This is a genomic window from Rhizobium sp. CFBP 8762, assembly GCF_014841565.1.
Taxonomy (GTDB): Bacteria; Pseudomonadota; Alphaproteobacteria; order Rhizobiales; family Rhizobiaceae; genus CFBP-8762.
In genome coordinates, this window is record NZ_JACYUD010000005.1 from 320535 (window position 1) to 340705 (window position 20171).

The window sequence follows — 20171 nt, forward strand, 5'->3', positions numbered from 1 at the left end:
TCCTTCTTCACTTTCCTCATTTAAGTGCTGGATGCCCGTTGTCCAGTACACTACGATAACAACATGCACGCTGATATTGTCGATCTCCGCCAATTCTACCATTCCACCCTTGGCCATTCTGCCGAGCAGGCCATAGGCATGGCGCTCTCGTCTATCTGGACCGAACTGCCGGAAGAGCGGCTTGTGGGCCTCGGCTATGCTGTGCCCTATCTTGACCGCTTTCGCGCAGACACCGAGCGCACGTTTGCCTTCATGCCTGCGGGGCAGGGCGCGGTGAACTGGCCATTTGCCGAGAAGTCTGCGACGGCATTGATTTTCGACGAGGAACTGCCGCTGCCCGATGCCTCGGTCGATCGTGTATTGATGGTGCATTCGCTGGAATTTGCCGAAAATCCAAGGGAGACCATGAAGGAACTGTGGCGGGTGCTGGCCCCCGGCGGACGGGTGGTGATCGTGGTTCCCAACCGGCGCGGGGTGTGGGCGCGCATGGAGCATACGCCGTTTGGCTCCGGGCGGCCCTATTCGCGCGGGCAATTGACAGCGCTGTTGCGCGAAACGAATTTTACGCCCGGTGCCTCAGCCGATGCGCTGTTTTTTCCACCGTCGAAAATCCGCTCGGTGCTCAAGCTGCGGCGCAGTTTTGAGCGGGTCGGGCGCTCGCTCTGGCCGGTGTTTGCGGGGGTCATCATCGTGGAAGCACAAAAGCGCCTGTATCAGGGCCTGCCAGTGGCGGCGCGTGCATCACGCCGCGTATTCGTGCCTGTGCTGGGAACGCAGGGCGTGCCGAGCCTGCGCAAGGTGAAGCCGCAGGATCCGCAACACGGCGGATAGGGAACTGGGAAGGCTTGGATGCCACTCGACAAAGCCTGAATTCACACGTATTTCCTGAAATCCGTATCGCTTTCAAACCGGTAAGAGACAGTCCATGAGCACTGAAGCAACCAGCCCGACCCCGCGCCCCGGCATTCTGGATATTTCCGCCTATGTCCCCGGCAAGGAACATGCGCCCGGTGTTGCCAAGGTGCACAAACTCTCTTCCAATGAAACCCCGCTTGGAGCCAGCCCTGCCGCTATCGAGGCCTTCCAGAAGGCCGCATTTCAGCTTGAGCGTTACCCTGATGGGCAGGCAACGCTGTTGCGCGATTCCATTGCCAGCGTTTATGGCCTGAACCCTGCCAACATCATGTGCGGCAATGGCTCGGATGAGCTTCTGGGCCTGCTGTGCACGGTGTATCTGGGTGCCGGTGATGAAGGTATCATTACCGAGCATGGCTTTTCGGTCTACAAAATCCAGATCAAGGCTGCCGGTGGTACGCCGGTGACGGTGAAGGAAAAGGATTGCCGGATCGATGTGGACGCCATTCTGGCGGCGGTGACGGAGCGCACAAAGATCGTGTTTCTGACCAACCCCGGCAACCCGACCGGAACCTATATTCCCGTCAGCGAGGTGCGCCGATTGCAGGCAGGCCTGCCAAAAACCGTGCTGCTGGTGCTGGACGCCGCCTATGCGGAATATGTGCGTACCAATGATTACGAGGCGGGCGTGGAACTCGTATCTTCCAGCCGCAATGTGGTGATGACCCGCACCTTCTCCAAAGTATATGGCCTGGCTGCGTTGCGCGTCGGCTGGATGTATGCACCACAGGCCGTCATCAGCGCGGTCAACCGCATTCGTGCGCCGTTCAACATCAACGCGCCGGCCATTGCAGCGGCGTCCGTGGCGATCCGTGATCTCGGCTTTATCGAGCGCGCCGTGGCACACAATACGGAATGGATGGAAAAGGTCGTGGACGGGCTAAAAGAGATCGGCCTGACCGTGACCCCATCGGTCACGAATTTCGTGCTGATTCATTTCCCCGATGCCGAAGGCCGTCGCGCCCGCGATGCCGATGAATATCTGACGCAACGCGGCTATATTTTGCGGGCGGTCAGCGGCTATGGTTTTCCCAATGCCTTGCGCATGACGATTGGTACGCAGGAGGCCTGCGAAGGGGTTCTGGCGGCGCTGCGTGGTTTTGTGAGTCGGCTAGCATGACGCAACAGTTCGAGCGTGTTGCGCTGATCGGCATCGGTTTGATTGGCTCGTCCATTGCGCGGGCGATCAAGCTGCATGGGCTTGCGGGGTCGGTTGCCATTTCGACCCGCAGCGCCGAAACCTTGAAACGGGCTGAGGAACTGAAGCTCGGTGATGTCTACACACAATCCAGCGCGCAAGCGGTGCAGGATGCCGATCTGGTGATTGTGTCGGTGCCCGTAGGTGCATCGGCGGCGGTGGCAGCCGATATCGCCCCGCACCTCAAGCCCGGCGCGATTGTGACCGATGTCGGTTCCACAAAAGCGTCCGTGGTGGCGCAAATGGCACCGCATATGCCTGATACGGTGCATTTCATTCCCGGTCACCCGATTGCGGGTACCGAATATTCCGGTCCCGATGCGGGCTTTGCCGATCTCTTTAGAGGGCGCTGGTGCATTCTGACCCCCATGCCCGGTGCCGACGAGGGTGCCAAGCAGACGCTGCGGCATTTTTGGGAAACGCTTGGCTCCATGGTGGAGGAGATGGACCCCGCCCACCATGATAAGGTTCTGGCCATCGTATCGCATTTGCCGCACATCATCGCCTACAACATTGTTGGCACGGCGGATGATCTGGAAACGGTAACCGAGTCGGAAGTCATCAAATATTCCGCATCCGGTTTCCGCGATTTTACGCGCTTAGCGGCGTCCGATCCCACCATGTGGCGCGATATCTGCCTGCACAACAAGGATGCCATTCTGGAAATGCTGTCGCGCTTTTCCGAGGATCTGGCGTCGCTGCAACGGGCGATCCGCTGGGGCGATGGCGACAAGCTGTTCGACATGTTCACCCGCACGCGGGCGATTCGCCGTTCTATTATTGATGCAGGTCAGGATGTGGAACTGCCGGACTTTGGCCGCCACGTGAATGATACCAAAAATTAACGCTTCTAACGGGTTCTGGTGTTGATTCAGATTCTGTAAATTAGCTTCCTCTACCATTCTCCTGTCTGCGAAGCGCTGTGCTCGCACATAAGGGATAGCGAGGGAATATGGCGTGGTTTCGATCAGGCAAGGCTGATGCGTTAAAAGCAACCCGGGAGCAACTGGCAGCCGTCACAGAGCGGTCCCGTCTTCTGGATGAAGCCTGCGGAATTGGTCTTTGGGAAGCCGTGCTGCACGAGGGAGATGCTCTGCATCCCCAGAGCCGGTGGACGTGGTCGGCAGAGTTTCGCCGTCTGGTTGGCTTTGATTCCGAAGCGGCGTTTCCGAACGTCGTGCAATCCTGGTCGGATCGCTTGCATCCCGATGATGTCGCGCCCACATTCGCCGCGTTCGCGGAACACCTGAAAGATAAAACTGGCCGCGCCCGCTACGATGTTACCTATCGTTTGAAAATGCAGGATGGGTCTTATCGCTGGTTTCGCGCCACCGGTGGATGCGCGCATCAGACCGATGGGCGGACCATCCGAGCCTGCGGTTCCCTGAGCGATGTACACGCGGCGGTTCTGTTGCAGGAGAAAACCGCGCGGGAAGGCGATGACGATACCGCCGTTCTCGATACGTTGGGCAAGGCTCTGTCACAGGTGGCACAGGGAAACCTGACTTACCGCATTACCGGGGACATTCCGTCCAAAGCCGCACGGCTCAAGCAGGACTTCAACGACGCTGCCGGTCGGTTGCAGGATATCATGGGGTCGGTGGCCCGGGTCAGCCATGCCATGCTGGCGGGTTCCGGAGAGATCGCCCAGGCCTCCGATGATCTGTCGCGCCGTACGGAGCAACAGGCAGCGTCGCTGGAGGAAACGGCGGCGGCACTGGAAGAAATCACCACCACCGTGCGCAAGACCGCAGAGGGCGCGCAGGAGGTTGCCTCCGTCACCGCACAGGCGCGTGTGGCCGCAGAAGAATCCGGCAAGGTTGTCGGCAATGCGGTGACTGCCATGTCTGAAATCGAGCAGTCCTCGCGGCAGATCGGACAGATCATCGGCGTGATCGATGAAATCGCGTTCCAGACGAATCTGTTGGCGCTGAACGCTGGCGTCGAAGCGGCCCGCGCTGGCGAAGCAGGCCGTGGTTTTGCTGTCGTGGCACAGGAAGTTCGCGAATTGGCGCAACGCTCCGCCAATGCGGCCAAGGAAATCAAGACGCTGATTTCCACGTCGTCGCGTCAGGTCGGGCAGGGGGTAACGCTGGTGGGCGATACCGGTAAGGCGCTGGCGCAGATTGCAGAGCAGGTTACGCGGATCACCACGCTGGTGAGCGACATTGCCCACTCCGCCCGCGAGCAGGCAACCGGATTGAACGAAATCAACACCGCGGTAAGTCAAATGGACCAGATGACGCAGCAGAATGCCGCCATGGTGGAGCAAACCACTGCATCCGGCCGGTCACTTGCCGATGATGCACGGGAGTTGTCCAATCTGGTACGGCATTTCCGTCTCGATGACGATATCACCGTGCAGCGTCGCGTTGCCTGACCAGCAGGAGGAAACTGCTTTTGATGAGAGCACCGTTCGATTCGATTGAATCAAATCGGACAGTGCTTTCTTCCCGATCCTTGCTGCGCTCCAGTCGAGTTATGCGCTAAAGCGGCGGTAGTTTGCCAATCGGGATAAATCCAAGAAAAGCGGTGCCGTCGCGCACATCAATTGTGACGCTGGCATCATTGCTGCCGTTGGAAAGCGCTTTCATCAGCTTGGTGGCGGTCTTGATGATACTGGCCTGATCGGGAGCCACCGCTGTCAATTGTGTTCGCCAGGCGTCAACATTGTTCAGTGACAGTTTGAACTCGCCCGAGACGACACCAACGTCGCTGACGCTGAACGGGCCGGAGGCATTTGCAATCAGCCCTCCGCCGAGGTCAATCTGAATGGCCCGCACGGTGCCGGATGTGCCATACAGCGGATCGGCCGGCAGCGTTGCGGAGGCAAGCCACGGCGCGCGGCCGAGAATGGTGAGATCCGCGCTGGCATTCACAGGTGGAACGGGGCTGTCCACCTCCGGGACTTTCAGCCGGAGCTGGTTGACGGACATGGCGATATCCACATCATCGCCATTGGAGCGCACATGCATCTCTCCCTGTTCCGCACTGAAGGTGCCGCTGTCCGGGCTGATGGGTGTCACCACCGTTCCCGCCAAGGCTTTATAGGCAAGGGACGTGCGGTTCAGACCACCGGTATTGACCACGGCACTGGCCTGCATCTGGGTCCAGTTGGCGGATATGGAGGTGCCGGGTGTCATGCGGATTTCCGCCGGTCCATCCAGTTCCAGAACACTGTGGCCGGGCGCGTAGACTTGCGCCGCCGAGCGCAGCGCACCGAACGAGGCTGAAATGCCGTGTCGGGTATCATCCACCTTCACCTGATTGCAGAAAACGCCGATGCGGAAGGGAAATCCCCGTACATCCATATCGGTGCATTGTCCGGCAACCCCTGCGGTGTTGGGCTGGGCAAGGACAGCAGCCAGACGGGATTTCATCTGCCCGGCCAGCACGAACCAAACCGCGCTATAACCGGCAAGAACAATCAGGATTGCCAGCGCCAGCCACAGCAGCTTGCGGCTTTGTTTTCTGGGGACCGGTCCATTCGTTTCGTGCATTGTCATCTCTCATTCAATAACCGAACCGCTCAGCGTTTATTTTACGCATTGTCCGGGTGTAAAAGCGAGGCTGCTTTACTGGAAATGCTCTATCATCCGGCTTTGCGGCAGAAGGCGGGCAAGCGGCGCGCTTCTGCAGCCTTTTGACACCATCGCGCCTCAGTCTTATGCAAAACAGGATGCAACGACAAAGACGGATACATGAATGAGCGATTTCTGGGTGTTTGGCTACGGCTCTCTGATGTGGAACCCCGGATTTGCCTTTCAGCGCCGCTCCGTAGCAACGCTAGCCGGTTTTCACCGCAGACTGTGCATCCGCTCCACGGTTTATCGCGGCACGCCAGAGCATCCGGGTCTGGTGCTGGGTCTGGATCGCGGCGGCATGTGTGCCGGTGTTGCGTTCCATGTGGCAGCGCCAGATCATGAGGATGTACTGGCGTACTTACGCGAGCGCGAGCAGGTCAACAGCGTTTACAGCGAGCAATGGCTGCCGCTGACGCTCGCCGATGGCGATGAAGTAACGGCGCTGACCTATGTGGCGGACCGGAACCATTCCCAATATGCCGGAAAGATGACAGTGCTGGAAGCAAGCCATATCGTTGCCAGTTCCACCGGAAAAGCCGGGCCAAACCGCGATTACGTCACCAACACCGTCGCGCATCTGCGTGATATGGGCATTGTGGACGCGACCCTTGAAGAGGTCGCTTCCATGGTATCAACATTATAAGGCTTTGCTCTCGCCGCTGAGTTCGGCAAGGCGTGTTGCCGCAGTCGGGGGAAGTGGCACATGCGGATTGTCGGCAACGGTCTTGATCAAAAGGGCGTCGCTCTCCCGTTCCATGGTGTCCACCAGCGTTTCCAAAAACCGGTCCGGTGTCAGGCCGGGCTGTATTGCGGGCAAGATTCGCACCTGGAAATGGCCGGGATAGCGCAGGAACTTGCGACGCGGCCAAAACAGGCCGGGATGCATGACAACCGGCACGACCGGCACCTGTAGATCACGGTAGAGCCGCGCAATGCCATATTTGTAATCGGGAGCTGCGCCCGGCGGGCGGCGGGTGCCCTCGGGGTAGATGATAAGCTGGCGACCGCTTCGCATCTCTGCCTTGGCGCGCTCCATCACCTTCGCCATGGTTTTTCCCCGGGCGGAGCGGTCCACCGGCACCATGCGCTGTTTCAGGACATACCAGCCAAACAGTGGAATCCATGTCAACTCACGTTTGAGAATGAAGAATGGATCATCCAGCCACGGCAGCAGTGCAAAGACATCCCAAAACGACTGGTGCTTGGGCGAAAAGATATAGCTGCCCTTTGGAATATTCTCCAGCCCATCGATTTCAAAGGTGGTGCCCACGATCACGCGCATCAGCCAGTGATTGCTGCGCGCCCAGTTTTTCGGCACCATATAGGCCTTCTTGCGCGGCAGCAGAAAGTACATCGGCGTCATCACCACCATTTGCAGGATGATGTTGATGTAAAAGAGAATATTGAACACTACGGAACGCAGGACGATCATCGGCGGCTTTCAAACACTAATCGAGATGTCTGCGTATACGATTATTTGCGGCCCAAGGAAAACCGTTTAAAGCATTTCCAGTCGAAGCGGGATTGCTTCGGCGTCGGACAATACGGCAAAACAAACTATAGAGCATTTCGATGAACTCTTGTTCAGCGGAATGCTTTATGTGCCGTCGATACCTGCGCTGTGGGACCCGCGCAAACCTTCTGTGCGCAGTCCGGTGCCCGGCACACTGCCTGCCAAATCGCGCAGGCTGGCTAACGTTATCTTGAAGTATTCCAGCAACATGGCGCGAAGCACTGCCGGGTCGCGCAGCCAGTTCCTGGCCTTCAAATCAGAACTGACGACGGGGTAGGGGACAAAATCCGTCTGATTGTCGACGCGGCGCAATTCCTGCAGCGAGCGGGGCATGTGGTAGTTGGTGGTGACCACCAGCACCTTTCGGTAGGCATTGTCTCGTATCCAGCGCACAGTTTCGTTGGCATTGCCAATCGTATCCAGCGCCTGATGGCCGATATCCACGCAGCATTTAAACAGGCTCTGCGAACTCTGGGTGTTGCGTGCGATCTGGTTGCCGGTCGTGGCCGGATGAACCCCCGATATCAGCAGGCGTTCGCCCGCGCCGGTTTTCAGCAGTTCGACCGCCTGATCGATCCGTTGAGCGCCACCGGTCAGTACAACAATGGCATCGGCCTTCGGATTTTCCGGCGGCTGCAGCGCGGTGATCTGCTCGACGAAACGCAGAAAATCAATGCCGATACACAGGATCAGGACCACGGTCAGCGTCACCGTCAAACGGGCAATGAATGTGGCAGCACGGCCCAAGCGCACGAAGCCTGCGCGTGGTGAACCGACGCCGTACTGCGTGCCATCGCGATTCGTACTGTCTGAGCGCCCTGTCATGATTCGCTCATACCGCCAGAATACGGCGGCGGCTAGATTCCGTTTGCATTATTTCAGTCCGGCTGGCCATCGGTGCGGGCGGGATCGGAGCGGATCAAATCGATTTCGTAGATCGTTCGCATCACCGTAAACCGGGCCGTCAGCGTGGTCAGAACGCCGATGATAATCATGGTGGCAAAAATGCCGAGATAGCCGGTATATCCCATCTGAAACGCGCCAAACAGGGCGGTTGCCTGATCGCTTTCAGGCGTTGCCATGCTCCTGCGCTGCCACATATTGGCGATGAAGAAAAACAGTGCAGCCAGTGCGCCGCCTGCGGCAGAGCCCTTGAAGCTGATTTTCAAAAAATGCTTTTGAAATTCGGACGCGACGAAATTGGTTTCCGCGCCCACGAAATGCAGCACTTCTACAATGTGCCGGTTGCCGGACAGCGCGCCGCGCGTTGCAAAAATGACCGTAAGAACCATGGCGGAAAACACCAGCACCAGCACACCGGTGCCAATCAGCGCTGTCGTCTGTGCCATGGCTATGAGCCGGTCCACCCAGGTGCGGTGATCGTCTAGAATGGCCTGTGGAATGGATTCCGATAGGCTCGCGCGCATAGCGCCGAAATCCGGCGGGGCGGTCTCATCAATGGTGATGACGATGAGGCGCGGCACGGGCAGATCGTCCAGATTAAGGCCGGGGCCAAGCCATGGCTCCAAAAGGCGGGCGGTGGCAGCGCGGTCCACGATTTCAGCACTTTTCGTGCCTGCAAATGTCATGGCAATATCGCGGGCGTTGGCCAGCGTATTGTCCATATCCAGATTTTCTTCCGGCTTGATCTGGATGGTGATTTCGCGGGAAATCTGGCTTTGCCAGCTTTGCGCCGTGGCGCGCACCATGCTGACGGCCCCAAGCGTGAGGCAGGCAAGAAACGCCATAATAGCAATCACCAGCATCAGCGCATTGCCGGATACGTTGACCGGCGGCACGATGGGGCCGGTGGGGCGCACACGCATCTCGGGGCGTTTCGGCTGGGTTTCGGTTGGGGCTTTCCTAGTCATAAATATCAAGCCGCCCTTGCGACAGGATCATGCGGCGCGCCTCGACCTGATCCATCAGCGACAGATCGTGCGTTGCGATAATGACGGCTGTACCGAGCCGGTTCAGTTCCAGAAACAGGTTCAGCAAACGGCGTGCCATCGGCGGATCGACGTTGCCGGTCGGCTCGTCCGCCAATAGAATTTCAGGCCGGTCGATCAGGGCACGGGCAATGGCGGCACGCTGCTTTTCACCACCGGATAGCACTGGCGGCAGCACGTTCAGCCGTTCGCCAAGCCCTACCCATTTTAGGAGTTCCAGCACATCCGAGCGATAGGTCGATTCATCCTTGCCGCGCACACGAAGCGGCAGCGCCACATTCTCATAGGTGGTGAGGTGATCGAGCAGGCGAAAGTCCTGAAACACGATGCCGACGCGGCGGCGCAGCATGGGGAATTCCGTGCGTGAAATGCTGGCGATATCGCGATCGAACATCCGAATCAGGCCGCGTGTGGGTTGAAGAGACAAAAACAGCAGGCGCAACAGCGTCGTTTTGCCCGCGCCCGAAGGACCGGTCAAAAACTGGAACGATTTTCGCGGGATGTCGAAGGTCAGGTCACGGAGGATTTCGGGCCCCATGCCATAGCGCAATCCAACATTCTCAAAGTGAATCAATGCGACAATCCGGTTTGATCTTTGCGAGTGCCTTTTAACAACATGAAACGCCCGCCTGTCCATGGTGTTATGGCCTATCCGCCCTCATTGTCCTGCAAAAGCGCCGGTTTGAAGGCGATCTTCTGGCGGACAGGGTGCATGGCAACGCAGACTGTGGTAAGGGCGGGCCGGTCAAACTGGAGAAGAGCCCCACATGCCTGTCGTTCGTGGTAAAAATATTGAGCCGTTGTTTACACCCGAGCAGATTGCGGCGCGCAATGTTGAACTGGCGGAAGAGATCGTGGCAGGCCCGACCAACGATCTTCTGGTGATTTCCATTCTGAAAGGCTCGTTCATTTTCGCAGCCGATCTTATCCGCTCACTTCACGCGGCGGGACTGGCACCGGAGGTGGAGTTCATCACGCTGTCCAGCTACGGCGCGGGGACAACAGGCCAAACGGTGCGCATCATCAAGGATATCGACAGCGACGTCACCGGGCGTGATGTTCTGCTGATCGACGATATTCTGGAATCCGGACGGACCCTGAAATTTGCCCGCGAGCTGATGTATGAACGCGGCGCGAAAAACGTGACCATTGCTGTTCTTCTGGACAAGAGCGTCAAGCGGCAGACCGATCTGGAAGCCGATTATGTCGGCTTTGAATGCCCCGACTATTTCGTTGTCGGTTACGGAATGGATGTGGCCTACGCCTTCCGCGAATTGCCGTTTGTCGGTGTTGTCACCGGTGATGCCGAGTAAGGTCCAGATATTTCCGTTTACGAAAATAAAAGGAAAGTCTGTTTTTGTCTGCCTTATGAACCGGCTTCAACGTCGGAAGTGAGGACCATGATGGCAAAAATCCTGATCACCGAAGATGAAGACTCTTTGCGCCGTTTTGTGGCGCGCGCCCTGGCGTTGGATGGCCACGAAACCTTCGAGGCTGCCGATGGTGCCGAGGGTCTGGCCTGTCTCGAAAACGGCGTTTACGATCTTCTGCTGTCAGATATTCGTATGCCGGTCATGGACGGTATTGCGCTGGCGCACGAGGCGGCTGCGAATTTTCCCTCCATGAAAATTTTGCTGATGACCGGTTATGCCGAGCAGCGTGAACGCGCCGATGACCTGATGGAGAAGATCGTCGACGTCGTATCCAAGCCCTTCAGCTTGCCGGACATTCGCCGCGCGGTGGCGATGGCGCTGACGTAGAATCTAATCGGACTTGGTTCGCGCCTTCCGAATAGTCCTGCTGCGCTGGATAAAGGCCTCAATGCTTTCTTTTGGGTATCCAAGCAACGTGCCGTCCAGGCGATGCAAATCGTCGGGTGTAAACAGCTTATGCGCCCGGCCATCCATGCACATCTCCGAGATCAGCGCCGACAGCTTGGCTCGCCACTCCTCGCCTGGGAGGCAGTATTGGCGTTGCTCAAATTCGGCACGGGGTCCGTTGCCATCGCCACCAATGGAATAGCGGCGAACAAACATTAGAATATCACCGCGCTCGACATAGGGCTTAAACGCCGCGTCACCCACATCGTCCGGCGTCATTCCTGGCTCTGACGTAAACGTCGCAAACGGCTTGTGGCCCGTCAACATAAGCTCCAGCTCACGATTTTTGTGGGGGCCGATGTGCGCAGTAAACTCAGGAATCATAAGTAGAACCGTTTATGAGAATTTTCTATATTACCGAATATCCAACAACCGTTCCAGATACTGCCGTTCCACCTCCGGCACTGCACCGCCGAGCTTGCGGCGGATGTCCTCGAGGATCTGGCGGGCGCGTTGAATGTCAATATCGTCGGGAATATCGTTACTGTCTGCAAAGGCTTCGCCATTGCCGTTGCGGTCTCTCCCTAAGGGATCACGGCCATTCTGGCCTTGGCTCTGTTCCCGTCCCACTCCCTGACCTTGGCCTTGGCCGGGGGTCTGCTGCGCCTGACCCTGGCCCCCGCCCTGTCCTTGCCCCTGCGCCTGCATCTGCTTCACCATGTCCTGCGCGCCCTTGCGCAGCGCTTCCAGTGCGCGGCCCTGTTGACCCTGCGCCTGTTCTCCATCGCCATCGCCGAGTGAGTCAGCAGCGCTGCCCATTTCCCGTCCGGCATCGGACAGCGACTGGCCGGGTTTCATGCCCATGCCTTCCATGGCTTTGCCAGCTTCATCCAGTTGTTGTTTCAATGCCTGCTGCTGGCCCTGCAATTTCTTGATAGCGTCCTTCAACTGTTCAGCAGTCATCTGGTCGGCGGGGGATGGTTGATTCTGCTCCTGCCCAAACAACTCGTTGTCCTCGCCCGTCAGCGGGTCTCCGGTCATCATACGGTCGTTCAGTTGCTGGTTCAGCTTGAACGTTTCGTCCAGCAGCTTTTGCTGCTGTTGAAGAAGGTTGCCGAGCTTGTCGAGTTGCTGGCGGGCAGGGCTGTTTTGCTGGTTTTGCTGCGGACGCGCCATTTGCAGATTGTTCATCATCCGGTTCATTTCAGACAGCAATTTGCGCGCCTCGTCATGGGCACCGGCCTTGGACAGTTCCTCTATGCGTTTCATCATGGCATCGAGATCTTGCTGGCGCAGCATCTTGCCAGACGGCTGCCCCTGATTAGCCTGCGGGTTTTTGGCGGCCTGCTCGGCCATCGCCTGCATGAACTTGTCCATGGCCGCTTTCAGGTCCGCCGTCAGTTTGGCGATCTCCTGCTCGGAAGCCCCTTTTTCCAAAGCGTCAGACAGCGCCTGCTGCGCATCCCGCAACTGCTTTTCCGCGTCCGATAGATCGCCATTTTCAATACCCATGGCGATCTCCCAGAGGTAGGCAGAGGCTTCGCGCAGCAAGTCGTCATTGCGCGCAAGCTGCATTCGGCTTTTGGCCGATTGCAGCAGCAGGTAGTGTGTGGTGTTGGGGATGGTTTCTTCCGGACGCAGCATGACCGCATCCGCCAGATCAATGGCGTAGGGGAGATCGTTGGCATTCAACGAAAAGACTTGCCGCTGTTCGGCAACCGACGCCGCCAAGGGCTCGGTGAAAATCCGGGCGGGCATGATCATCTCACGCGTTTCACTGCGCCCTTCCTGCCCGGCGCTGTCCTTGGCAACCAGCGTAATGGCCACGCGTTTGCCGGACAGCGGATGGTCGCTAAGGTTTCGGCTGCTCAAACCCTTGACCGGGCCCTTAACTTCGCGGCCATTGCTGCGGGGCAGGTCCAGTTTGTATTGCGGCAGCGGGTAAAGCGGGCGCGCATCTTTGGGCGGGGTATCGAGCGGCACAATATCGGCCATGGCGGAGGCGAGGGCATAATCATCCTTGGCCGTAAAGCCAATTTCCAGCGCGCCGTTGACGGTCGGCTTCGGTTCGCCTTCAAACGCGATGACGGGAGCAGCGTCTTTCGTAATGGAAATCGGCCATTGCTGGCCGTTGAGGGTGAGAGTGCCGTTATCGGTCAGGGTAAACTGGTGGGCGTCCTTGACGGCCTCTGTAGCAATGACATCCGTATCCGTGCCGTCACTGCCTCGAAATGTGACGGCCGATTTTGCGCCGTCGCCGGAAAAGCGCACGCTGAGAATGCTGGACTCAGGCACTGTAATTGCCTGATCTCCAGGTTTCTGACTGGTCAAAAACACGGGCGGGCGCCCGGTATAGGCTGGCGGCGTAATCCATGCGTCGAGGCGCATGCCTGCAAGGTTACGCGCCTGACCATTGAACGTTACAACATCCGCCAATGTGCCCGCACGGTTGGAGCCGGAAAAAGCAAATGCAATAAACACCAGCAGCACTGGTACACTGCGCAACGCGTAACGGTCATGGCAGGCGATGTCAGGCTGCGGCAATCCTGTTTCCAGCCTGCCGATTTTCGCGGCCATGCGGGCGCGATGCTCTTTCCACAGGGCCAGCCCGAATGCGTCCGACACCGCTGGCCGGTCTGCCTGCACCTGCAAAGCCTGATGTGTCAGTCCATTGCGGCTTTCCAGCAGCCGGTCAGCCGCGTGGGCATCCGGCCACCGAAGGTGTCGCAGAGGCAGAAGGCTGACGATAAGCGCCACCAAAAACCCGACCGCGAGCGCAATATGCAGTGCAAATGGTAGTGCACGAAACAGCCCGAACCAGGCGGCGGATACAAACAGAAGCACTATACATAGCGGCCACAATAGCGCAGGCGCGAGCGCTTCCAGCAGCAGCACCGTGCGGGCAACCGCACGTTTCCAGCCAAGGCGTCCAAATGCTGTCTCGTCTCGTTGCATGCGTCTTTTCCGTTTCGGTTTCGCACACTCTACCATTCTTTATGGCGAAGACGAGGACGGGTGGCGCTTATTCTGCCGTCTCCAGCCATTGCGGCACACTATCGAGCGCAATCAAGTCATCGTAGCTTGGCCGCTTGCGGATAACGTGAAACTGATCTCCGTTGACCAGAACCTCGGGCACAAGCAGGCGCGTATTGTAGGTGCCGGACTGCACTGCGCCATAGGCCCCGGCAGAGCCGACTGCAATCAGGTCGCCGGGTTTCGGCATCGCCATTTCGCGATCCAGCGCCAGATAATCGCCTGTCTCACAGACAGGGCCGACAATATCCGCCGTAATGCGCGGAGCATTGGCAGCAGAAATGCGAACGGGGTGAATTTCGTGATAGGCTTCGTAGAGTGTCGGGCGGATGAGATCGTTCATTGCGCCATCGACAATCACGAAGGTCTTCGTGTCGCTGTCTTTCACATAGATGACTTCGGTGACGAGGATACCGGCATTGCCGACGATCAGGCGACCGGGCTCCATGATCAGCTTGCAATCCAGCCCGCGTAATTGCTCGCGCACAACCTGCGCATAGGCATCGGGCAGCGGCGGCGGGTTGTTGTCGTCCTTGTAGGGAATGCCGAGACCACCGCCGATGTCCACATGGGCAATGGTATGGCCATCGGCGCGCAAGGTTTCAACCAGTTCCTTCAACAGGCGGAAGGCATCCTCAAAAGGCTGCAAATCCGTGATCTGGCTACCGATATGCATATCGATGCCGCTGACCTTTATGCCGGGCAGCGTGGCGGCGTGGGCATAGACTGCGCGGGCGCGCTCCCAGGAAATGCCGAACTTGTTTTCTTTCTTGCCGGTGGAAATCTTGGCATGGGTCCTGGCGTCCACATCCGGGTTGATGCGGAAGGAAACCGGGGCGTTTTTACCGGCGCGCACGGCGCGCTGGTTCAGAATTTCCAGTTCCGGCTCCGACTCGATGTTGAAGCAGTAAATGCCAGCGTCCAGCGCAAAATCCATTTCGCGAACGGTCTTGCCAACGCCGGAAAACAAGATGCGCGATGCAGGAATGCCCGCTTTCAGCGCGCGTCGCAACTCACCTTCGGAAACCACATCCACGCCCGCGCCGAGCTGTCCCAACGTCGCAAGAACGGCCTGATTGGAATTGGCCTTCATGGCGTAGCAGACCATGCTGTCCACATCGGCAAAGGCCTGAGAGAAAACGCGGTAGTGGCGCGTGAGCGTGGCTGTGGAGTAACAATAGAACGGTGTGCCAACGGCGCGCGCAATATCTGGCACGGGCACATCTTCAGCGTAGAGAACACCGTCGCGGTAGTTGAAGTGGTTCACGGCAGTACCTGATTATAAAAGAGGGTCGAGAAAGAACGGCCTGTTATCCGGGTCCACCTGTTTGGGCTGGCCGGTGACCTTGTCGATGACCGTAACCGGCTTTGCCGGTGGCACATCCAGCGGGCCCTTACGGCCGCAACCAGCTACCGTGGCAGCAAGGGCTGCCAGCACAAGAGTCCAAGCGACGGTTTTGCGAAAGCTCATGTGCAGGTTCCTTCCGGTCGAATTATGCTCACATTGTTTATATGCATGAAGGTGGTGTTACAGCATATTCCGACCGGAGTGAAACGAGGGTCGATAAGAATATGCTTAATATTATAAGGGCCAGAGCGCCGATCTGATTCAATCAGATCGCAAAACACTCTGGTCTGCAAGCTTTGCACGCCACCATGAAATCTGTTCACGCACACGAACCGGTGCGGTGCCGCCAAAACTCAAGCGGCTGGCAACGGAGGCTTCCACGGTGAGCACGGAAAAGACCTGATCCGTAATATCCGGGTGAATGCTCCGCAGGTCGTCGAGGGTGAGGGCAGAAAGGTCGCAACTCTTCTGCTCGGCCAATGCCACGGCACGGCCAGTCACATGGTGAGCATCGCGGAAGGCAAGGCCTGCTTCGCGCACCAGCCAATCGGCAAGATCGGTGGCGGTCGAGTAGCCGGACCCGGCAGCAGCCTTCATCCGCTCCACATTCACGGTGAGATCACGCACCATGCCGGTCATCGCAGCGAGCGCCAGTTCCAGACTTTCGGCACTGTCGAAAACCTGCTCCTTGTCTTCCTGCATATCTTTTGAATAGGCAAGCGGAAGACCCTTCATGACCGTCAACAGCGCAATCAACGAGCCGTTGATACGGCCCGTCTTGGCGCGCACAAGCTCTGCGGCATCAGGGTTTTTCTTCTGCGGCATGATGGACGAGCCGGTGGAGAACGCATCTGACAGGCGCACAAATCCGAATTGCGGCGTGGACCAGATGACGATTTCTTCCGCCAGCCGTGACAGGTGCGTGGCCGAAATGGACGCAATCGACAGAAACTCCAGCGCGAAATCACGGTCTGACACCGTGTCGATGGAATTGCGGGTCGGCTCGCGAAAACCCAGCGCCGATGCCGTCATATGGCGATCAATCGGAAAGCCGGTGCCAGCAAGCGCCGCGGCACCAATGGGGCATTCATCCAGCCGGGTGATAGCGTCGCGCACGCGGGACAGGTCGCGGCCAAACATTTCTACGTACGCCATGCAATGATGGCCGAAGGTGACCGGCTGTGCCGTCTGCAAATGGGTGAAGCCGGGCATGACGGTGTCTGCGTGCTCGTCCGCACGGTCCAAGAACGCGGCAATCAGGCCGGTGAGCGCGGCCTGTGTGCGTGCCAGTTCGTCTTTCACCCAGAGGCGGAAATCGAGCGCAACCTGATCGTTGCGAGAGCGGGCGGTGTGCAGGCGCCCTGCGGCAGGGCCGATCAATGTCGCCAGCCGCGCCTCCACATTCATGTGAATGTCTTCCAGACGGCGGGAGAACTCGAAATTTCCGCTTTCGATTTCGCTGCGAATGGTCGTCAGACCGTTGACGATCTGGTCGCGATCCTCCGTCGTGATAATGCCTTGCGCGGCGAGCATGGTGGCGTGGGCAATGGAGCCGCGAATATCTTCACTGAAAAGTTTCTTGTCGAAGCCGATCGAGGCATTTATCTCCTCCATGATGGCTGCCGGACCGGACGCGAAGCGACCACCCCACATCTGGTTTGAGGATTTGCTGCCGTCGACCATGTTGAATGCCCCCAAAACCGAAAAAACCGTGACAGAGAGAAGACTATGACAGAACAAAAGACCCGCCGCCTTTCGCCTGTCACACTGATAGCGATTGCCGCCCTTGCGGGCATCGTCGCCGGTGCGGTGGGGGTATACTTGAAGGCAGGTGGGTCTGGCAATGCTGAGGCACCAATTGCAGCGAATGAAGTTCAAGGTGTGAAGGCTTGCGAAGGCTCGGTTGCAAAAGCACAATCGCTACTGCCCTTTTCCAGGGGGCAGGTGGCGGCGATGGCCCCAGTCGACACGCCGCGACAATTGCCGAAGCTGACGTTCAAGGGTGCAGATGGCGCCGACCACGCCCTGCAAAGCTTTGCCGGAAAAACGGTACTGTTCAATCTGTGGGCCACGTGGTGCGTGCCGTGTCGGGAGGAAATGCCCGCGTTGAACGCTCTTCAAAAGACGTTGGGGAGTGAGGGCGGCGGGGACAAATTTCAGGTGGTTGCCGTCAACATCGACACGGGTGGCGATGACAATCCCAAGCAGTTTTTGGAGCAAACCGGGGTAGACGCGCTGGGGTTCTATCGCGATTCCAGCATGGGCGTCTTTAACGAGTTGAAGAAAGAGGGGCTGGCGCTGGGTCTACCCGTCACGCTGCTGTTTGACGACAAGGGCTGCCTGCTTGCCTCTATGAACGGACCCGCCGCGTGGGACAGTGAGGATGGCAAGGCCATGGTGAAAGCTGCTGCGGGTCTTTAGACCGATCTTCGATCTAAGATAATCAGATCTACCGCGTGGGAACGGGCACTTCGCCACGGTAATCATAAAAGCCGCGACCGGATTTGCGGCCAAGCCAACCGGCTTCCACATATTTGACCAGCAGCGGGCAGGGGCGGTATTTGCTGTCGGCGAGGCCGTCATGCAGCACCTGCATGACCGATAGGCAGACATCCAGCCCGATGAAATCCGCCAGTTGCAGCGGACCCATAGGGTGATTCGCACCGAGTTTCATGGCGTTATCGATCGCGTCGACAGAGCCGACACCTTCATACAGGGTGTAGATCGCCTCGTTGATCATGGGCAGCAAGATGCGGTTGACGATGAAAGCCGGGAAGTCCTCGGCGACCGTAATGGTCTTGTCCAGCGTGTTGACAAAATCCTTGGCAACGGCAAACGTGCCTTCTTCTGTCGCAATGCCGCGCACCAGTTCCACCAGTTTCATCACCGGGACCGGGTTCATAAAGTGGATGCCCATGAACCGTTCCGGACGATCCGTGGAGGCGGCCAGACGCGTGATCGACAGCGAGGACGTGTTGGTGGCAAGAATCGCGTCCGCTTTCAGAACGGGGCAGACCTGACCGTAAATCTTGCGTTTAACCGCTTCATCCTCGGTCGCGGCCTCGATCACGAGATCCATCGGAGCCAGATCATTGAGATCGGCGGAGCCTTTGATGAGCGCGAGTGCCTTTTTGCGGTCTTCGTCCGAAAGTTTGGATGAGGAGACCTGACGGGCGAGATTGCCGTTGATGGTGGCAAGGCCGGCTTCGATCCGATCTGCGGAAATATCGTAAATGTGAACCTTGTAGCCCGCCAGCGCGCAGACATGGGCAATGCCGCATCCCATTTGACCTGCCCCGATAACGCCAACATTCCTGATCATAGAGTCACTCTCGTCAATTCAAAAGGAAGCGCGGGCGCAGCCGCGTCCGGTTGGTTCTTGCGGAATACCACGTTAATGCCCGCTGTAGTGATAAACTACCCGGCACAATTTTCCAGTGTTTATTACGGCTTGCGCAAAGGCAATTCTGTTTCTTTCGCTGGTGCGGTGCATTATGCCTGAACTGTTGACGGAATGGACCAACACAGAACGGGGATTGGAATGGCAGTCGCACGACTTTCTGACTGGTGTGTAAAGCAGGCTCTGCCTTTGTGGATCGTGGCCGGATTTGATGCCGACAGCGGACATTTTCTGGAAGGGCTGCAAACGGATGCAACGCCGGAGACGACCGGTGTGCTGCGCACCCGCACCGCCGCCCGCCAGATCTATGTGTTTGCCCATGCCCACGCCTTGGGTGTGGCACCCGAAGGGGCTCTGGAAAAGGCAGAACGGGCGTTTCAATCGCTGCTGGATGTGGCCTGGGTGGCGGGTGAAAAACCGGGTTTTGCCCGCACCTTCAATCGTAGTACGGGCGAAATTACCGATTCAGGCCGTGATCTCTATGATCATGCCTGTGTGCTCCTGGCTTTGGCGTGGCTGTTCAAGGCAACGGGCAACTCCATCTACCGCACGCATGTGGACCGGACCTTGAGCGCTATCGATACCACGCTGCGTGCGGCGCATGGCGGCTGGGCGGAAGACGATGCGGGTGTGATACCACGCCGCCAAAATCCCCACATGCACTTTTTTGAGGCCTGTCTGGCGCTCGCGGAAAACACCGGCGACGGGCGGTATCTGGCACGGGCGGGAGAAATGTTCGGCCTTTTCCGCACACAATTTTTCGATGTTGAGACAGGGCTGCTGACGGAGCATTTCGGCGCAGCCTGGGAAAAGGGCGAGACCTATGGATCGCACCGATTTGAGCCGGGGCATATGGCCGAGTGGGTCTGGCTGGTGCGCCGCCACGCGCGTCTTGCCGATTGTGATGCGGACCGCATTTGCTTCAGTCTGCTGACGCGCGCTCTGGCAATTGGACAAAAACCGGGAGATGTTTTTCTTGCCGATGAGGCAAGCGCTGATGGCGAGCCACTGAAAAACAGCCGCCGCTTGTGGCCGCAGGCTGAGCTGTTGAAAGCCTATCTCATGCAGTACCGCGCACTGGGTGAACAAAGCATGCTGGATGCTGCCGACACGCTGACGGATGCCTTGTTCGAGACCTATCTCGCCCATGAAACGCCGGGTGGGTGGCGCGATTGCTTCGACCTTGACGGCAATTTTATCGCCAAAACCATGCCCGCCAGTTCGCTCTATCACGTATTCACGGGCGTTGCGGAACTCTACGCCAAACCATGAAAAAGGCCGGTACAACCGGCCTTTTCGAGTATATTTCGACTAATCTTTAAAGCGCTTTTTCCAAAGCGGGGATGAGTTCAAAGATATCCCCGACAAGGCCGTAATCGGCGACCTGAAAGATCGGCGCTTCCTCGTCCTT

General features: G+C 58.1%; 20 protein-coding genes. 9 read left to right on the forward strand and 11 right to left on the reverse strand.

Annotation, left to right across the window (positions count from 1 at the left end; all coding sequences use genetic code 11):
- The first annotated feature begins 63 nt into the window (after nt 1-63).
- The 4 genes from IFT84_RS13950 (at nt 64) to IFT84_RS21805 (ending at nt 4493) form a co-directional block, all read left to right on the forward strand.
- Nucleotides 64-831, forward strand: a complete 768-nt coding sequence (locus IFT84_RS13950; RefSeq protein WP_192120360.1) for a class I SAM-dependent methyltransferase — start codon at nt 64-66, stop codon at nt 829-831.
- A gap of 94 nt (nt 832-925) precedes the next feature.
- Complete coding sequence (gene hisC / locus IFT84_RS13955; RefSeq protein WP_192120362.1) at nt 926-2035, forward strand: histidinol-phosphate transaminase; 1110 nt, start codon at nt 926-928, stop codon at nt 2033-2035.
- Nucleotides 2032-2958, forward strand: coding sequence for a prephenate/arogenate dehydrogenase family protein (locus tag IFT84_RS13960; RefSeq protein WP_192120364.1), 927 nt, complete (start codon nt 2032-2034; stop codon nt 2956-2958). Before hisC ends, IFT84_RS13960 begins: the two co-directional genes overlap by 4 nt.
- A 107-nt stretch (nt 2959-3065) precedes the next feature.
- The gene (locus IFT84_RS21805; RefSeq protein WP_446737600.1) at nt 3066-4493 is read left to right on the forward strand and encodes a methyl-accepting chemotaxis protein; all 1428 of its coding nucleotides are present in this window, start codon (nt 3066-3068) and stop codon (nt 4491-4493) included.
- 106 nt (nt 4494-4599) lie between these two features.
- Here the strand turns inward: IFT84_RS21805 and IFT84_RS13970 are convergent, their stop codons facing one another.
- On the reverse strand, nt 4600-5613 hold the full coding sequence (locus IFT84_RS13970; protein ID WP_192120366.1) for a DUF2125 domain-containing protein: 1014 nt from the start codon (nt 5611-5613) through the stop codon (nt 4600-4602).
- Nucleotides 5614-5818: 205 nt separating this feature from the next.
- Between IFT84_RS13970 and IFT84_RS13975 the strand changes: the two genes are divergently transcribed.
- The gene (locus IFT84_RS13975) at nt 5819-6340 is read left to right on the forward strand and encodes a gamma-glutamylcyclotransferase (RefSeq protein WP_192120368.1); all 522 of its coding nucleotides are present in this window, start codon (nt 5819-5821) and stop codon (nt 6338-6340) included.
- Here IFT84_RS13975 and IFT84_RS13980 read toward each other — a convergent pair.
- The 4 genes from IFT84_RS13980 to ftsE form a co-directional block, all read right to left on the reverse strand.
- Entirely contained in the window at nt 6335-7129 is a 795-nt protein-coding gene (locus IFT84_RS13980) for a lysophospholipid acyltransferase family protein (RefSeq protein WP_192120370.1), read from the reverse strand. The genes IFT84_RS13975 and IFT84_RS13980 overlap by 6 nt on opposite strands.
- A gap of 165 nt (nt 7130-7294) precedes the next feature.
- On the reverse strand, nt 7295-8035 hold the full coding sequence (locus tag IFT84_RS13985; protein ID WP_192120372.1) for a YdcF family protein: 741 nt from the start codon (nt 8033-8035) through the stop codon (nt 7295-7297).
- Between the two features lie 53 nt (nt 8036-8088).
- On the reverse strand, nt 8089-9081 hold the full coding sequence (locus tag IFT84_RS13990) for a cell division protein FtsX (RefSeq protein WP_192120374.1): 993 nt from the start codon (nt 9079-9081) through the stop codon (nt 8089-8091).
- Nucleotides 9074-9733, reverse strand: a complete 660-nt coding sequence (ftsE, locus tag IFT84_RS13995) for a cell division ATP-binding protein FtsE (RefSeq protein WP_192120376.1) — start codon at nt 9731-9733, stop codon at nt 9074-9076. Before ftsE ends, IFT84_RS13990 begins: the two co-directional genes overlap by 8 nt.
- Nucleotides 9734-9926: 193 nt before the next feature.
- Here ftsE and hpt point away from each other — a divergent pair, with 193 nt between their 5' ends.
- Together hpt and IFT84_RS14005 are read left to right on the forward strand one after the other, a co-directional pair.
- Entirely contained in the window at nt 9927-10472 is a 546-nt protein-coding gene (gene hpt / locus IFT84_RS14000; RefSeq protein WP_192120378.1) for a hypoxanthine phosphoribosyltransferase, read from the forward strand.
- A 90-nt stretch (nt 10473-10562) separates the two neighbouring features.
- Nucleotides 10563-10919: a response regulator gene (locus IFT84_RS14005; RefSeq protein WP_192120423.1), complete on the forward strand. Its 357-nt coding sequence runs from the start codon at nt 10563-10565 to the stop codon at nt 10917-10919.
- 3 nt (nt 10920-10922) lie between these two features.
- Here IFT84_RS14005 and IFT84_RS14010 read toward each other — a convergent pair whose 3' ends face one another.
- From IFT84_RS14010 to argH, 5 genes are all read right to left on the reverse strand, one after another.
- Nucleotides 10923-11363: a hemin receptor gene (locus tag IFT84_RS14010; RefSeq protein WP_192120380.1), complete on the reverse strand. Its 441-nt coding sequence runs from the start codon at nt 11361-11363 to the stop codon at nt 10923-10925.
- 30 nt (nt 11364-11393) lie between these two features.
- A complete protein-coding gene (locus IFT84_RS14015) occupies nt 11394-13934 on the reverse strand; it encodes a TIGR02302 family protein (protein WP_244651219.1) in 2541 nt (846 codons plus the stop codon).
- A gap of 67 nt (nt 13935-14001) precedes the next feature.
- The gene (gene lysA, locus IFT84_RS14020; protein ID WP_192120382.1) at nt 14002-15279 is read right to left on the reverse strand and encodes a diaminopimelate decarboxylase; all 1278 of its coding nucleotides are present in this window, start codon (nt 15277-15279) and stop codon (nt 14002-14004) included.
- A gap of 12 nt (nt 15280-15291) precedes the next feature.
- On the reverse strand, nt 15292-15483 hold the full coding sequence (gene lptM, locus IFT84_RS14025) for an LPS translocon maturation chaperone LptM (RefSeq protein ID WP_192120383.1): 192 nt from the start codon (nt 15481-15483) through the stop codon (nt 15292-15294).
- Between the two features lie 138 nt (nt 15484-15621).
- Nucleotides 15622-17043: an argininosuccinate lyase gene (gene argH / locus IFT84_RS14030; RefSeq protein ID WP_192120384.1), complete on the reverse strand. Its 1422-nt coding sequence runs from the start codon at nt 17041-17043 to the stop codon at nt 15622-15624.
- Between the two features lie 45 nt (nt 17044-17088).
- Here argH and tlpA point away from each other — a divergent pair, with 45 nt between their 5' ends.
- The gene (gene tlpA, locus IFT84_RS14035) at nt 17089-17781 is read left to right on the forward strand and encodes a thiol:disulfide interchange protein TlpA (RefSeq protein ID WP_192120385.1); all 693 of its coding nucleotides are present in this window, start codon (nt 17089-17091) and stop codon (nt 17779-17781) included.
- 28 nt (nt 17782-17809) lie between these two features.
- Here tlpA and IFT84_RS14040 read toward each other — a convergent pair whose 3' ends face one another.
- A complete protein-coding gene (locus IFT84_RS14040; RefSeq protein ID WP_192120387.1) occupies nt 17810-18682 on the reverse strand; it encodes a 3-hydroxybutyryl-CoA dehydrogenase in 873 nt (290 codons plus the stop codon).
- Nucleotides 18683-18901: 219 nt separating this feature from the next.
- On the opposite strand from IFT84_RS14040, the gene IFT84_RS14045 reads away from it, so the two are divergent.
- Nucleotides 18902-20032 (forward strand): AGE family epimerase/isomerase, encoded by a 1131-nt coding sequence (locus IFT84_RS14045; RefSeq protein ID WP_192120389.1) that lies wholly within the window; start codon nt 18902-18904, stop codon nt 20030-20032.
- The last annotated feature ends 139 nt before the right edge of the window (nt 20033-20171 follow it).